11 protein-coding genes and 1 pseudogene are annotated in these 15,872 nt (G+C 62.2%); 5 read left to right on the top strand and 7 right to left on the bottom strand.

The window, feature by feature from the left end:
* Positions 1-45 precede the first annotated feature (45 nt).
* Entirely contained in the window at positions 46-1,092 is a 1,047-nt protein-coding gene (locus WCB02_RS18275; RefSeq protein ID WP_423960142.1) for a hypothetical protein, read from the top strand.
* A gap of 135 nt (positions 1,093-1,227) precedes the next feature.
* On the opposite strand, the gene WCB02_RS18270 is transcribed toward WCB02_RS18275, so the two are convergent.
* From WCB02_RS18270 to WCB02_RS18245, 6 genes are read right to left on the bottom strand one after another with little or no spacing between them, the layout of a single operon-like run.
* Positions 1,228-2,040 (bottom strand): Cof-type HAD-IIB family hydrolase, encoded by an 813-nt coding sequence (locus WCB02_RS18270; RefSeq protein WP_423960140.1) that lies wholly within the window; start codon positions 2,038-2,040, stop codon positions 1,228-1,230.
* Positions 2,037-2,588: a gluconokinase gene (locus WCB02_RS18265; protein WP_423960182.1), complete on the bottom strand. Its 552-nt coding sequence runs from the start codon at positions 2,586-2,588 to the stop codon at positions 2,037-2,039. Before WCB02_RS18265 ends, WCB02_RS18270 begins: the two co-directional genes overlap by 4 nt.
* On the bottom strand, positions 2,584-3,330 hold the full coding sequence (pgl, locus tag WCB02_RS18260; RefSeq protein ID WP_423960138.1) for a 6-phosphogluconolactonase: 747 nt from the start codon (positions 3,328-3,330) through the stop codon (positions 2,584-2,586). Before pgl ends, WCB02_RS18265 begins: the two co-directional genes overlap by 5 nt.
* Before the next feature lie 4 nt (positions 3,331-3,334).
* Entirely contained in the window at positions 3,335-4,855 is a 1,521-nt protein-coding gene (gene zwf, locus WCB02_RS18255) for a glucose-6-phosphate dehydrogenase (protein WP_423960136.1), read from the bottom strand.
* Positions 4,856-4,860: 5 nt separating this feature from the next.
* The gene (gnd, locus tag WCB02_RS18250) at positions 4,861-5,868 is read right to left on the bottom strand and encodes a phosphogluconate dehydrogenase (NAD(+)-dependent, decarboxylating) (RefSeq protein WP_423960134.1); all 1,008 of its coding nucleotides are present in this window, start codon (positions 5,866-5,868) and stop codon (positions 4,861-4,863) included.
* 26 nt (positions 5,869-5,894) lie between these two features.
* Positions 5,895-8,741 (bottom strand): bifunctional transaldolase/phosoglucose isomerase, encoded by a 2,847-nt coding sequence (locus tag WCB02_RS18245; RefSeq protein WP_423960132.1) that lies wholly within the window; start codon positions 8,739-8,741, stop codon positions 5,895-5,897.
* A 675-nt stretch (positions 8,742-9,416) separates the two neighbouring features.
* Here WCB02_RS18245 and WCB02_RS18240 point away from each other — a divergent pair.
* From WCB02_RS18240 to WCB02_RS18225, 4 genes are all read left to right on the top strand, one after another.
* Entirely contained in the window at positions 9,417-11,360 is a 1,944-nt protein-coding gene (locus WCB02_RS18240; RefSeq protein ID WP_423960131.1) for a PrkA family serine protein kinase, read from the top strand.
* A 16-nt stretch (positions 11,361-11,376) separates the two neighbouring features.
* Positions 11,377-12,657, top strand: a complete 1,281-nt coding sequence (locus WCB02_RS18235) for a YeaH/YhbH family protein (RefSeq protein WP_423960129.1) — start codon at positions 11,377-11,379, stop codon at positions 12,655-12,657.
* Positions 12,654-14,228: a SpoVR family protein gene (locus WCB02_RS18230; protein ID WP_423960127.1), complete on the top strand. Its 1,575-nt coding sequence runs from the start codon at positions 12,654-12,656 to the stop codon at positions 14,226-14,228. The genes WCB02_RS18235 and WCB02_RS18230 overlap by 4 nt, the downstream gene beginning before the upstream one ends.
* A gap of 87 nt (positions 14,229-14,315) precedes the next feature.
* The gene (locus WCB02_RS18225; protein ID WP_423960126.1) at positions 14,316-15,614 is read left to right on the top strand and encodes a TMEM143 family protein; all 1,299 of its coding nucleotides are present in this window, start codon (positions 14,316-14,318) and stop codon (positions 15,612-15,614) included.
* 29 nt (positions 15,615-15,643) lie between these two features.
* On the opposite strand, the pseudogene WCB02_RS18220 reads toward WCB02_RS18225, so the two are convergent.
* Positions 15,644-15,872: pseudogene (locus WCB02_RS18220) on the bottom strand (2-oxoacid:ferredoxin oxidoreductase subunit beta); the annotation flags it as partial.

Genomic DNA, 15,872 nt, shown 5'->3' with positions numbered 1-15,872 from the left:
CTTTTGTGCCAGAATTTGCAATTATTGAATTCAGGGAAGCATTGCATGGCCACGCAGGCGATATTGCGCCTACTGATCAGCGAATATGGCGTTGCGTTGCGTCTGCCGGCAGGCAGCAACCAGATCGCTGCCCATATCGCGCAGGAGACCGGGCTGGCGCAGGGCACTTTGCTCGGCATTCTCAATGGAAGCACGGAGCGCATCAACGAAAATACGCGGAGGAGGTTGGCTGACTTCTTCAACCGCGTCGCCGTGCCCCAAATTCAGGCCGTCTGGCTTTCAAGTCCTTCGGTCGCGGAATTCGAGGCGCAGCGCGCCCAATCCAGCGTGATCCCGCTTACGATGCCGACCGAGTATCGCCCGATGGCTGCGGCGCTGCAGAATTGGCTGTGTGGAGTCCACATCGCCTATCGGTACAGCCTCGATTTCATTGATACGGGGGACGTGGCCCGCGAGGTGGTCTACATCTGGAATAATGACTCCGTGCTTCAGTTCAGAATGTCCTTCGTCAATCCGTCCGGCGGCGAGGTTGGCCCGGTTCATTACCATGAAGGTCCGGTGCTGCTCGTGGGTCGCACGGCCGTTCTGATCGGCATGAACGTCGAACCGAAGACAGCCCAACACGAATATGATCGCGCCCGAATCATCTTCATCGACCATGACCATGGGGGTGGCGACACGCACGATTGCAAGATCGGGCTGATGACGAGCACGCGGCCGCGCCGTGATCATGCCCCGTGCACGGCAAGCACGATTCTGCTGCGCGCTCAGTGGAAGATAAGCCCGGCGCTGCTGGACAGGCTCATGGTCAGCGGCACCGTCATTCGCTCCATGCCCGAGACGATCGAGAAGGATTTCGGCACGGCGCATGCCTCCCTCATCAGGCTGTTCCTGGACAACCGGCCAGCCGGATATCCCATCGAGCCCGAATTGGAGCCGTACGTCAAATCCGGCCCCCGGCCGGAACGGGTGCTGCGGTTGGACACGGAGCGATTTGCAACCCATATGCGCCACATCCTGACGGATGTGGTGGCGAATGACGCCATCTGTGCGCCGTTCAAGGAGAACTGGGTTGCGCAGATGCAGGGATAGCGGTCTTTGCTTCACGGGCCTCTCCGCGAACCATCAAGAAGCCGCTCTCGTCAGACAATTTGCGCTGATTCCGAGCCCCGCTGTGCTTAACTCCGTGAGATTTTGAGATATGCGGGCTAGCTGGCTAGCCTGGGGCTAGTCTGCCGCATTCTCCTGCAGGATCATGTCGATCGCCTTGGCAAAGCCCTCGTCCTCGTTCGAGGCGGTGGCGCGCTTGGCGTGCTGCTTGACGTCGTCGGTCGCATTGCCCATCGCAATCGACAGGCCGCTCGCCTTGAACATCGAAACATCGTTTTGCATGTCGCCGATGGTGGCGATTGCGTCGGTGGAAATCCCGAGCCGCCGCGCCATCGCCTGCACGAAAGTACCCTTGTCGCAACCCGGCGGGGTGATGTCGAGGTAATAGGTCTGCGAGCGCACCGCGGTCGCCTCGGCGCCGAGCGCCTGCTGCATCTTTGCCTCGCAGCGCACCAGGAGATCCGGATCCGGACTGGAGCCGACGATCTTGCAGGCGCGGGACAGATAGGGCGAGAAATCATCGATGATGGTGGGATCGGCCCGAATGGCGCGCTTTTCGTGCGGGACATATTCGCCGTTGCCGTTGCGTGTCAGCCAACTGTCATTGGTGAACAGCCAGATATCGACCCCGACCTCGGTGAGCATGGCGAGGCTGCGCTCGGCCGCGGATGCCGGAATCAGGTGCTGCTCGATCGGGTTCATCCGCGCATCGACGATCGAACTGCCGTTGAATGCGCCAACCGGCAGCGTGATCGCGAGCGGCTCAATCAGAAAACGCATGCCGATGCTCGGGCGGCTCGAGGTGATGGTGAGACCGACGCCTGCCTGACGCAGGCGCTGTGCCGCAGCCTTGGCGCCCTCGGTCAAGGTCTTGTCCTTGGTCAACAGCGTGCCGTCGATATCGGAAACTACCAGCGCAATGCGGGTCATGTGCGATTCCTGTGCGGGAGGGGGCTCGCCGGGTTCAACTTCAATTGGCGCAGGATGTCGTCGATGACGGCATCCACGGATGCGTCGATCGATACCGTTACCGGATGCTCCTCACTCGCGGGCGGCTCCAGCGTGCTGAACTGGCTGGCGAGCAACTGGGCCGGCATGAAATGGCCTTTCCGCGCCGCCAGCCGCGCCGCGATCAGCGGTTGCGTGCCGTCGAGATAGACCAGGCGGACGTCATGCCGTCCGTGCACCAGAATGTCGCGATAGGCGCGCCGCAGCGCCGAGCAGCCGACCACCAGATGACCGCCGGCATCGCAGACCCGGTCGATCTCCGCGGCGATTGCCTTCAGCCAGGGCCAGCGGTCGTCATCGGTGAGAGGCCGGCCGGCGCTCATCTTGGCGACGTTGCCGGCGGGATGGAATTGGTCGGCGTCCTCATAGGTCCAGGAAAGCCGTGCTGCGAGCCGGTCGCCAATCGTGCTCTTGCCGGAGCCGGACACACCCATCACGATCAGCGCGCAAGGTGCGATGTCGCCGCTAATTTCCACCAAGACTCTCCGGACGCGCGGCGCTGTCGATGAGCCAGACCGTTTCGCCCATGGACTGCGCCCGACCAGCGGGCAGGTTCTCGCCGCCCAGCACGCGGGACAGGATCGCGCGTTTGCCGGCGCCCGCCGCCTCGAACAGCATCTCGCGGCAGGAGGCGAGCACGGGCAGCGTCAACGACACCCGGGGCACGAACGGCTCGACATTCGCCTGGGGCACGCCGACCACCCAGCGCTCGGTCTCATCGGCCGCGGGATACCCGGGAAACAGCGAGGCGGCATGACCGTCGGGTCCGACACCCAGCAAGACCAGGTCGAACAGCGGACGGGCGTCATCCAGCCGCCCCGCGCCGTAGAACGACTTCAGCTCCTGCTCGTATTGCCTGGCGCTTTCGTCCGGGCCCGCGGTGTCCGTCGCGATGGGATGGATGTTGGACGGCGGCGCATGTGCGTCCAGAAAAGTGCTGCGCGCCATCGCCATGTTGTTGAGCGGGTTGCTGGTCGCGACAAAACGCTCGTCGCCGATGAACCAGTGCACGCGGTGCCAGGGAATCCGGTCGTGATAGCCCTCGCTGCCGAGCAACTGGTAGAGCTGTTTCGGGCTCGACCCGCCGGTGAGGCAGATCGCGATGCGCCCGCTATTGGCATCGATCCGTGCCAGCACGCGCTCGGCAGCCGCGTTCGCCAGCGCTGCCGGATCGGCGACCGTCAGGATCTTGCGATGGTCGCGGGAAGCCATCGGGTCAGATCTTTCGCCAGCTTCGGCCGTCGCGCTTCAAGAGTTCGATCGCGCCAGCCGGTCCCTCGCCGCCGGCCCGGTAGCTCTCGAGCCCCCTGGCGCCCGCCTTCTTCCAGGCATCGAGGAAAGGTTGCACCGCTTTCCACCCCGCCTCGACGCTGTCGGCGCGCTGGAACAGGATGTTGTCGCCGATCATGCAGTCATAGATCAGCGTCTCATAGCCGGTCGCGGGTTCGGCCCTGAAATAGTCCTTGTAGCGGAACTTCATTTCGACGCCGTTGATGGTGATGGTCGGCCCCGGCACCTTGGTATTGAATTGCAGCGTGATGCCTTCGGTCGGCTCGATGCCGATGACGAGATAATTCTCCGCCAGCTCCTGGACCGGCGTGCAGGCGAACATCGTGAACGGCGCCTCGCGAAACTTGATCGCTACTTCCGTGCGCTTGAGGCCGAGCGCCTTGCCGGTGCGCAAATAGAAGGGGACGCCGGCCCAGCGCCAATTGTCGATGGTCAGTTTCAGCGCGGCGTAGGTTTCCGTCGTGCTCTCGGGGCTGACGTCTTCGGTCTTGCGATAGTCCGGGATCACGGTATCGCCGATCTTGCCGGCGGTGTACTGGGCGCGCACCGAATTCTTCAGCGCTTCCTCTTCGCTTTGGATCTGGATCGCCGCCAGCACCTCGGCCTTTTCCGAGCGCACGGTATGCGCGTCGAACCGCGCCGGCGGTTCCATCGTCACCAGCGACAGCAACTGGAACAAATGGTTCGGCACCATGTCGCGCAGCGCTCCGGTCCCCTCATAGAAGCTGCCGCGGTGTCCGACGCCGAGCTTCTCGTCGACGGCAATCTGCACGTGGTCGATATGATGCCGATTCCAGATCGGCTCGAACATCCCGTTGGCAAAGCGGAGCACCAGGATGTTCTGGACCGTTTCCTTGCCGAGGTAATGGTCGATCCGATAGATCTGATGCTCGCTGAGGATCTTCAGCAGTTCATCGTTCAAAGCCTTGGCGGAGGCCAGATCCGTCCCGAACGGTTTTTCGACGACCAGCCGGCGCCACGGGCCGTTCTCGTTGTCGCCCTGCTGCAGCAGGCCGACGCGACCAAGCTGGCGCGCGATCGGCGCGAAAGCGTTGGGCGGGGTGGCGAGATAGAACAGGCGGTTGCCGCCGGTCTCCCGCGCGGCTTCCAGACGCTCCAGTTGCGTTTTGAGCTTGTCGATCGAGGCCGGGTCATTTGGGTCGGCCTCGACCGCGGTGACACATTCCAGCAGGCGGTTGGCGATCGCATCTTCGACCGGACGGGTGGCATATTGCCGCACGCCCTCCATCAGGCTGTCGCGCAACGCGTCATTTGACATTCCCGTGCGGGCAACGCCGACCACGCAGAATTTGTCCGGCAACAGGTTCGCCGCCGCGAGATTATACAGCGACGGCATCACGAGCCTGTGGGTCAGATCGCCGGTGACGCCGAAGATGACGAAGACGCAGGAATCTGGTTTCTTTTGTGCAGGAGCGCCGTTTGCCATGGTTCTCAGGCCTTCGGTTTGGCGGCGCCGGCCGCGCCTTGCGAAGGCTCCTTGTGGCCGCCGAAGCCGGCTCGCATCGCCGAGAGAATTTTCTCGGCGAAGGTGTGCTCCTTGCGCGAACGGAAGCGGGCGAACAGCGCCGCGGTCAGAACCTCAGCCGGCACCGCCTCATCGATCGCCGCGTTCACGGTCCACCGCCCTTCGCCGGAATCCTCGACAAAGCCGGAATAGGTGCCGAGCGTCGGGTTCCTGGCCAGTGCGGAGGCAGTGAGGTCGAGCAGCCATGACGGGATCACGCTGCCGCGCCGCCACACTTCGGCAATGTCGGTGATATCGAGATCGAAACGGTGGTCAGCCGGCAGCGCGTCGATGTTGGAGTTTTTCAGGATGTCGAACCCTTCGGCGTAGGCCTGCATCAGGCCGTATTCGATGCCGTTGTGGACCATCTTGACGAAATGCCCGGCGCCAACGGGGCCGGCGTGGATATAGCCCTGCTCGATGCGAGGATCGCGGCCCTCGCGTCCCTCCGTGCGCGGAATATCGCCGAGGCCGGGCGCGAGGCTCTTGAAGATCGGGTCAAGCCGATCGACCACCGCCTTGTCGCCGCCGATCATCATGCAGTAGCCGCGCTCGATGCCCCAGACGCCGCCCGAGGTGCCGACATCGACGTAATGGATGCCGCGCTCCTTCAGCGCCTTGCCGCGGCGCACATCGTCCTGCCAGAAGGTGTTGCCGCCATCAATGATGGCGTCGCCGGATTCCATCAATCTGGCCAGCGCCTCGATCGTCGCCTCGGTGATTTTGCCGGCCGGCAGCATCACCCAGGCGGTCCGCGGTTTCTCGAGCCTTGCGACGAAGTCCTCCAGCGCCTTGGCACCGGCAGCGCCGTCGGCGGCGAGTGCTGCGACGGCCTTGTCGTCCTTGTCATAGACGACCGTGGTATGTCCATGCTTCATCAGCCGGCGGACGATATTGCCGCCCATCCGGCCCAGGCCGATCATGCCGAGCTGCATCTAGAAATTCCTTTCCAACTCAACTTCTAACTCAACGCTTCCTCGATCGCGGCATCGAGCATCTTCAGCCCCGAGGCGAGATCGCCCTTCAGATGGACCCGCAGCGCCCGCCGGCCGCGCCCGGTCAGCACGTCGAAATCGCCACGCGCCTGCGCCGCCTTGATCACGCCGAAGCTCGCCTTTTGCCCGGGCACCGCGAGGTCCTTGGCGTCCTCTGCGGTGATCTGCAGGAACACACCGCTGTCGGGACCGCCCTTGTAGGCTTGGCCGGTCGAATGCAGGAAACGCGGGCCGAACTCGGCGCAGGTCGCGACATGACGGCTCTCGCGCAGCTTGAGCCGCATGTCCTGCAGGGTCTCGATATGCTCGGCGTCGCGCTCGATATAGGCCAGCAGTGCGATATAGTCGTCGGCGCGCGAACGGGTGAGATGCGCCTTCAGCCAGGAGCCCAGATCGCCATTGGCGCCGGCCTGCCGCAACTCCGCGGCATTGGCGTCATCGGTGAAGAGATCAGCCTCATCGGTGGTCACGACCGGGTTTTCGGGCGGCAACGCGCCGGTCTTTTCGAACGAAGCGGTCAGTTCACGGGTCTTGATCTTGGCGTCCTCGACGTCCGGCTGATTGAACGGATTGATGCCGAGGATGGCGCCGGCGACCGCAGTTGCGATCTCGAAGCGGAAGAATTCCTGGCCGATGTGGTCGATCGATTTCATCACAATGCGAACCACGGGATGGCCGGCTTGTTCCAGCGCCGAGAGCTTATCGTCATGTGCGGCGTCGTCTTCGCCCTCGGTCCGGACATCGATGAAGAAGCGGTCGTCGCCGTAGACGGCCGGGTCGCCCAACGGCTCGCCGTCGATCGGAATCAGGCCCTTGCCTTCCTTGCCGGTCGATTCCGCGATCAGCTGCTCGGCCCAGGCGCCGAAATCGGCGATCTTCTTCGATGACAGGATCGTGACCTTGTCGCGGCCTTCCAGGCCCGCAAGCCCCATGGCAAGCCCCAGCTGCACGCCGGGATTTTGCTGCGGCGGCACGTCCGGTCCGCAGGAGCGCACCATCGCCAGCGCATGCTGGATCAGGCTGCGCACGTCGATGCCGGCGGTCGCGGCCGGCACCAGACCGAACGGCGATAGCACCGAATAGCGTCCGCCAATCGTTGGCTCGCCATGGAAGACGCGGGCAAATCCCTGTTTGGTCGCAACTTTCTCCAGCGATGACCCGGGGTCAGTGACCGCGATGAAGCGGTGGCCGGCCTGCTCGGCGCCGATCGCCTTCGACACGCGGTCGAAGAAATAATCCTTCATCACGTTCGGTTCGGTGGTGCCGCCGGACTTGCTGGAAATGATAAACAGCGTCTTGGCGATATTGACCGCCTTTTCCATCGCCCGTACCTGCGCCGGATCGGTGGAGTCGAGGACGTGCAATTTGGGAAAACCGGCCTTCCGCGGGAAGGTTTCCGCCAGCACTTCCGGCCCCAGGCTCGATCCGCCCATGCCGAGCACCACCGCGTCGGTGAATTGCTCCCCCTTCACGCGCCGGGCGAAATCCTCGTAATCGGCGAGGTCGGCGTCCGCCGGGCTGTCGAGCCAGCCGAGCCACTTGTCCTCGTCTGTGCCAGTCCACACCGTTTTGTCGTGCTGCCAGACCCCGCGGATCTTGGCCGAAGCGCGCCATTCCTCAGTGCTCTTCTCGACCGCCTGGCCGATATGGTTTCCGAGCGCCAGATGCTGATGGTCAATCGCGCCACCGAGCACCACCGCCCGCTTATGCGCCACCGCGCCGTACAGCTTGTCCGCGGCGTCGGCGAATTGCCTGACCCCGTCTTCGACCAGCTCGGCCGTGATCGCATCGAGCGAGACACCGGATTTCTCCAGTTCGGCAAGCACCTGTCTGGCGTCCTCGACGTTTTCCTCGAGGCTGTCGCGCACCTTGCCATGATCGCGAAACGCATCGAGGGTCGCTGGCGGGACGGTGTTGACCGTGTTGGGCCCGATCAATTCTTCGACGTAGAGCACGTCGCGATAGGCCTTGTTCTTGGTGCCGGTCGATGCCCACAGCAGTCGTTGCGGCTTGGCGCCCTTGGCGGCGAGCTTGTCCCAGCGCGGGCCGGCAAACAGCCGCTTGTAGTCCTGGTAGGCGAGTTTGGCGTTGGCAATCGCGACCTTGCCCTTCAATGCCGCCAGCCTTTCCTTCTCGCTCGGGTCGTTGGCCCGCGCGATCTTCTCATCGAGCTGCTTGTCCACCATGCTGTCGATGCGGCTGACGAAGAAGCTCGCGACGCTCGCCACATGCGCGGGGTCGCCGCCTGCGGCGACATATTTTTCGAGACCGGCGAGATAGGCCTCGGCGACCTCGAGGTAGACCTTTTGCGAGAACAACAGCGTAACGTTGATGCTGATGCCTTCGCCGATCAGATGCTCGATCGCCGGCAGGCCCTGCGACGTTGCCGGCACCTTGACCAGCAGGTTCTTGCGCTTGACGTGCTGCCATAGGCGCTCCGCCTCGGCGATGGTGGCCTTGGTATCGAGCGCGAGGTAGGGCGAGACCTCCAGGCTGACGAAGCCGTCATTGCCCTTGAACTGATCGTACACCGGGCGCAACACGTCGGCCGCGTGCTGGATGTCCTCGATCGCCAATCCCTCGAACAGGTCGGCGACCGTACGGTCGCCGCTTTTCAGCGCCTTGCCGATCGGCGCATCGTATTCGTCCGAACTCCCGATCGCCTTCTCGAAGATCGACGGGTTCGACGTCACGCCTTTGACGCCGTCGGTGTCGATCAGCTTCTGCAGGTCGCCCTTGGCGACGAAGCCGCGGGCCAGAAAGTCGAGCCAGACCGCCTGGCCGTGGTCTTCGAGTGCTTTGACAGGGTTCATGATGTTTTTCCGATCCGAGACGGGTCGTTCGGTGGCACTTCTGGCGGGGCGCCGATCCTTGTCGACGGTCCCTGAAAAGCAGTTGTCCCGAACATATTGGGGGGCGTGAGCGGATAACGCCACTCACATCATATCGATCCGTGGAGGTTCGATCTGGAGGAGGTTGCCTTCGCGTCGGTAATCCGACAAGTGTGGCGACATCTACCGCCACAAACAAAATCGCTACAAACTGACGCAAATCAAATAGTTGCGTCGCGGGAACGCTAGGCTGACGGGGGAATTAGCCCTACATGTATGCGCAGGTTGCGTCAGTCAGGGCAGGTTTGGTGAACTCGGAAGCGCCCGCGTTCAAAATTCCGAAGCAAAAAGCGGGACGGCCATACCGTTCCCTCTGGTCTTTCGTCAGGTTTCCTGACCGGTATGGATGTTGCCTTGTAGTTACATCGGGGAGAAATCGGTCCCCGCGGGCATGCTTTCGCCTAAGAATTAGGCAATTGCCTGTTCGTAACTCGGATGGTGCCCGCATTGTGCATTGCGCCAGAAAGTCTGGGGAGTGTCCAATTGGCACAATGAGCTTCACCGTGATTCGACATCGGGTGCGGGCAAGGCACCGGTGGCACAGGGACGCTGTGGTCCCGTCTCGGCGGCGAAGCCGCCCATATGCGGAGAGAGGTCATGTATAACGATTCTCTGTTCAACGCTTTCGCTAGGTCCTTCGACGCGCGAAGGCAAGCGGATATGTCGATGACAGAATATCTGGAATCGTGTCGAAGCGATCCGATGCGATACGCCAACGCCGCCGAACGACTACTAGCTGCGATCGGTGAACCTCAGATGATTGACACGGCCAAGGACCCTCGCCTTGGCCGTATCTTTTCCAACCGTACGATCCGATCCTATCCGGCGTTCGCCGGCTTCCACGGCATGGAAGAAACCATCGAGCGTATCGTCGGTTTCTTTCGTCACGCCGCCCAAGGTCTCGAAGAGCGCAAGCAGATTCTCTATCTGCTCGGACCGGTCGGCGGCGGCAAGTCGTCGCTGGCCGAACGGCTGAAGCTGCTGATGGAGACGCATCCGATCTATGTGCTCAAGGCCGGGGACGAACTCAGCCCGGTGTTCGAGAGCCCGTTGAGCCTGTTCGATCCGGAAGCGCTCGGGCCGATGCTCGAGGAGAAATACGGCATTCCGCGCCGCCGGCTGAGCGGGTTGATGTCGCCGTGGTGCTACAAGCGCCTGGAAGCGTTCGGCGGCGATATCTCGCAATTCCGGGTCGCCAAGATCCAGCCGTCGCGGCTGCGGCAGATCGGCATCGCAAAGACCGAGCCCGGCGACGAGAACAACCAGGACATCTCCTCGCTGGTCGGCAAGGTCGATATCCGCAAGCTCGAGACGTTCGCGCAAAACGATCCGGATGCCTACAGCTATTCCGGCGGCTTGAACCGCGCCAATCAAGGCGTGCTCGAGTTCGTCGAGATGTTCAAGGCGCCGATCAAGATGCTGCATCCGCTTTTGACCGCGACGCAGGAAGGCAATTACATCGGCACGGAGAACATCGGCGCGATCCCGTTCACGGGTGTCATCCTCGCGCATTCCAACGAGTCGGAATGGCAGAGCTTCAAGTCCAACAAGAACAATGAAGCCTTCATCGACCGTATCTGCGTCATCAAGGTCCCGTACTGCCTGCGGGTAACCGAGGAGCAGAAGATCTACGAGAAGCTGATCCAGGGGTCCGAACTCGCCAGCGCGCCGTGCGCGCCGGCGACGCTTGAGACCCTGGCGCGCTTCTCGGTGATGTCGCGCCTGCGCAAGCACGAAAATTCGACCGTGTTTGCGAAAATGCGGGTTTATGACGGCGAAAGCCTGAAGGAGTCCGATCCGAAGGCGCGCAGCGTTCAGGAATACAAGGACGCCGCCGGCGTCGATGAGGGGATGGACGGCACCTCGACGCGTTTTGCCTTCAAGGTGCTGGCCGCGACCTTCAACCACGACACCACGGAACTTGCCGCTGACGCGGTGCACCTGATGTATGCGCTGGAGCAGGCGATCCGGCGCGAACAGCTGCCCGAGGAAGTCGAGAAGCGCTACCTCGAGTTCATCAAGGCCGAGCTGGCGCCCCGCTACGCCGAATTCATCGGCCACGAAATCCAAAAGGCCTATCTGGAATCCTATTCCGATTATGGCCAGAATCTGTTTGACCGCTATGTGGATTATGCCGATGCCTGGATCGAGGATCAGGATTTCAAGGATCCCGACACCGGTCAGTTGCTCAATCGCGAACTGCTCAATCAGGAACTGACGAAGATCGAGAAGCCCGCCGGAATCGCCAATCCGAAGGATTTCCGCAACGAAATCGTCAAGTTCTCGCTGCGGTCGCGGGCTCAGCACGGCGGTAAGAATCCGAGCTGGACGTCTTACGAGAAGATCCGCGAAGTCATCGAAAAAAGGATATTCTCGCAGGTTGAAGATCTGCTTCCAGTGATTTCGTTCGGTTCGAAGAAGGACAGCGAAACCGAGAAGAAGCATGGCGAGTTCGTTGCGCGCATGACGGAGCGAGGTTACACTGAGAGACAGGTGAGACGCCTCGTGGAATGGTATATGCGCGTGAAGCAGGCTGGCTGAGGCGAATGAGGAGAATGTGGCAATTCACATCGTCGACCGGAGACTGAACCCGGGCAGCAAGAGTCTTGAGAACCGTCAGCGGTTCTTGCGCCGTGCGAAGGCGCTCGTTCAAGGTGCGGTCAAGAAGTCATCGCAGGATCGCGACATCAAGGACGTGCTCGAGGGCGGCGAGATCAGTATCCCGCTCGACGGCATGGATGAGCCCCGGTTTCGGCGCGAGGGCGGCACCCGCGACATGGTGCTGCCCGGGAACAAGAAGTTCATCGAGGGCGACATGCTTCCGCGCTCCGGTGGTGGAAGCGGCAGGAAGACGTCGCCAGGCGAGGGTGACGGCGAGGACGCATTCCGCTTCGTCCTGAGCCGCGACGAGTTCGTCGATCTGTTCCTCGATGACCTCGAATTGCCCGATCTCGCCAAACGAAAGCTCGCCGAGGCCGAAAGCGAGGGGATCGAGCGGGCCGGCTACGCGACGTCGGGCTCGCCTGCGAACATTTCGGTGAGCCGCACCGTGAGCCGGGCGATGGCGCGGCGGGTGGCGTTGCGGCGGCCACGGCCGGAAGACATCGCGGAGCTCGAGGCGGAGCTGGCGGAGGAGTCCGATGAGGCCCGTCGCCTTGAATTGATGGCGGAAATTGAAGCCTTGAAGGCAAAGGCCCGCCGCATCCCGTTCATCGACCCGATCGACATTCGCTATCGCCGCTTCGAAACCAAACCGAAGCCGGTTGCCCAGGCCGTGATGTTCTGCCTGATGGACGTGTCCGGTTCGATGTCGGAGCACATGAAGGACCTCGCCAAGCGGTTCTACATGCTGCTCTACGTGTTCCTGAAGCGGCGTTATCGTCACGTCGAGATCGTCTTCATCCGCCATACCGACCGGGCCGAAGAGGTCGACGAGGATACATTCTTCCATGGTCCGGCGTCTGGCGGCACGCTGGTCTCGAGCGCGCTGGAGGCGATGCACGAGATCGTGCGGTCGCGGTTCCGGCCGGCGGACTGGAACATCTACGCCGCGCAGGCGTCCGACGGCGACAATTCTCACGCCGATGGTCAGGTCGTCGGCAGCCTGCTGACCGAGAAGATATTGCCGGCCTGTCAGTTCTTCGCCTATCTCGAGGTTGGCGATGCCGGTGGGCATTCGTTTGAAATGCCGGATTCCGCGCTCTGGAGCCTATATGAGCGGTTGCGTGCCGAGGGCGTGCCGCTGTCGATGCGCAAGGTCAGCGACCGCAGCGAAATCTTCCCGGTGTTTCACGATCTTTTCCAGCGCCGCGGAAAACACGAAAAGGCCGCGCCATGACCGCGACAGACATGACCTCAAGAGACCTGACCGGAGCCGGCAAGCTGTTGTTCCAGGGGGCGGATTGGGACTTCCTGACCTTGCAGCGCATCCATGATGCCTGCGACAATATCGCGCGCTCCGAGCTCGGGCTCGATGTCTATCCGAACCAGATCGAAGTCATCACCGCCGAACAGATGCTCGACGCGTACTCTTCGGTCGGCATGCCGCTGTTCTACAAGCACTGGTCGTTCGGCAAGCACTTCGCCTTTCACGAAGCGTCGTACCGCAAGGGCCTGATGGGTCTCGCCTATGAGATCGTCATCAACTCGTCGCCGTGTATCTCCTATCTGATGGAGGAGAACACGGCGACGATGCAGGCGCTGGTGATCGCCCACGCCGCGTTCGGCCATAACCACTTCTTCAAGAACAACTATCTGTTCAAGCAATGGACCGACGCCGACGGTATTTTGGACTATCTCGAATTCGCCAAACGCTATGTCGCGCAATGCGAGGAGCGCCATGGCCGGGTCGTGGTCGAAAAGACGCTCGATGCCGCGCATGCCCTGATGTCGCACGGCATCGATCGCTATCCGGGCAAGAAGAAGCTCGACCTGCGCGATGAGGAAAAGCGGGCCGGCAAGCGCCGGCTGCAGGAAGAAAGCGAGTTCAACGATCTGTGGCGGACCGTTCCGACCGGGCCGGCCAAGAGCAATGCCGTCCTTAGCATCGAACGCCGTCGGCGGCTGCTCGGATTGCCGCAGGAAAACCTGCTGTATTTCCTGGAAAAGTCGGCGCCGCGGCTGCAGCCCTGGCAGCGCGAGCTGCTGCGCATCGTGCGTCACATCGCGCAATATTTCTATCCGCAGAGCCAGACCAAGGTCATGAACGAGGGCACCGCGACCTATGTGCACTACCGAATCATGAACCGGCTGCACGAGCAGGGGCGGATTTCCGACGGCAATTTCCTCGAATTCCTGCAATCGCACACCAATGTGGTGTTCCAGCCCGAATTCGACGACCCTCGCTTCTCCGGATTTAATCCGTATGCGCTCGGTTTTGCGATGATGCAGGACATCGAGCGCATCGTGTCGAATCCCGACGAGGAGGACCGCGAATGGTTCGCCGACATCGCCGGCACCGGCGACGTCATGGGCGTGCTGCGCGACGTCTGGGCCAATTATCGCGACGAGAGTTTTATCAGCCAGTTCCTGAGTCCGCGATTGATGCGTCATCTGCGGCTGTTCCACCTGCATGACGATCCGGAGGAGCGCGCCGGCATCAAGGTCGACGCCATCCACAATGAGCGTGGTTATCGCCGGATCCGGCGCGAACTGGCCAAGCAGCACGATGTCGGCTACATCGACGCCAATATCGAGGTCGTCGATGTCGACCTTGCCGGCGATCGCCGGCTGATGCTGCGCCACGCCGTGGTGAAGGGCGCGCAGCTCAATGAGACCGATGCCAAGCGCGTGCTCCAGCACCTTGCCGATCTCTGGAGCTACGACGTCTCGCTGGTCGAGGTCGACGCTGCGGACAAGGTATTGAAGGAATATGTCCTGAACCCACGGTCGCTCGCCGCGGCGGCCTGACGCGCGCCTGACGCAACAGCTATTGGCGGCCATCGATTTTCGGGATAAGCCTTGGCCGGTCGTTGGTCAGCGTAGGGCAGTGGCTTCGTGAATGAAGCGCAAGGCGGGATGGCCGCGCCGCTCAAGCGGGATCGTTTCGTTCCGCTGCGGAAGTCGGACATCATTGACGGCCTCGTCGCCGACGGCCATCTCGACGCCGCCCGCGAAGCCGGCTTTCGGCAATTGGCGCGCATGCTGGGCGCCATTTTTCACTACCGCCATTTCGAAGAGCTCGAGCGGCTGCGCGAGACGTATTTTTATTTTGACCCGCAGGTCGATCCGAAAGCCTGTCGTTCGCCGAGCGAGCTCGACGCAGCCTATCGCGTCCTCGGCGATGAATTCGTCCGTGTTCTCACCGAGGCCAATTTCGTCGAAATTCCGCACGCTGAGATCATGCAGGCTTTTGCCGAGCAGGCCCTGGTGCGGGTGAAGATCAAGGTGCCGATCGAGGACTATCGCGATGTCCGCATGTTCCGGCGTGGACATCACATGGAAACCATCGAAACTCCGATCTGGTTTGGCTTGCGCCGGCGTCCGCTGAAGGTCGATGTTTATGATGACGTCGTGCTGATGGTAGCGACGAGACCGGAGGACGCGACGGCTGCCAGCCGGCACAAGGCGCTCGCGAGCGCCAAGCGAAGCCAGCAGAAGATCCGAAGCGGGGCGGTGCTGTTCAAATATTTCCGGCACGTCGCGCGCGGCGATCTCGAGGCGCTGTTTCCGAATGTGCGCGTGGTGATGAGCCTGTTCGACCAGTTTTCGCTGGGCGTGCCGGCGCTGGTGGGCGGCATACCGATCCTGCTCAAGGTCGCCTCGACGTTGACGGTCCTGTTCGTCGTCGCCGGGTTCTATCTCGGCTTCAATGGAACAATGCACGATAACGACACCGAGCAGGCGCTGGCCGCGCTCAGCGGCCTGTTTGCGCTCGGCGCTTTCGTGCCGCGGCAGTGGGGAAATTTCCACCGCCGCTCGCTGATCCACGAAAAGCAGCTCACTGAAAACATCTATTATCGCAACGTCAACAACAATTCCGGAATCTTCAATTACCTGATCGGCGAGGCAGAGGAGCAGGACTGGAAGGAAGCGCTGCTGGCCTATTATGCCCTGCTCATTGCCGAAGCGCCGCTGACCCGCGAAGGGCTCGGCGCGCGCATCGAGGAGTTGCTGACGCGCGTGTTCGGCATCCAGGTCGCTTTCGAGATCGAGGATGCGCTGACGCGCTTGAGGAGCCTCGATCTGCTTGCCGAGGCCGGCGGCGACCTTTCGGTCCCGCCGCTTGTCGACGCGCTGGCGCGCCTCGACCGCGAATGGAAGGGCCTGTTGGGAGCCTTTGCGTCAAAGCCGTAACTCCGCGCGCCCGTCCCGGCCGCCGCAGGCTAGCGCAAACTGGCGTTGATCTTCTCGAGCGCGGCCGAACCGGGGCAGAGATCGTCGGCCTCGAGCGTGTTGAGCGGCCTGTCCACCGTGTTGAGGTGGGCGTGCAGATCTACCGAGTCCGGATCGACATAGAGCAGGCCGGTGACGATCTGGCCCTTGGCAGCATGCTTGCTCAGGAACGCCTGGGCACCGACCCGGTCATGGGCGTCGTAATCGGCGTCGATCTTG

The sequence above is a fragment of the Bradyrhizobium sp. genome (assembly GCF_049581145.1).
In the GTDB taxonomy this organism is placed as follows: Bacteria; Pseudomonadota; Alphaproteobacteria; order Rhizobiales; family Xanthobacteraceae; genus Bradyrhizobium.
Note: the sequence above shows the minus strand (reverse complement) of the source record. Positions and strands in the feature narration are given on the sequence as shown.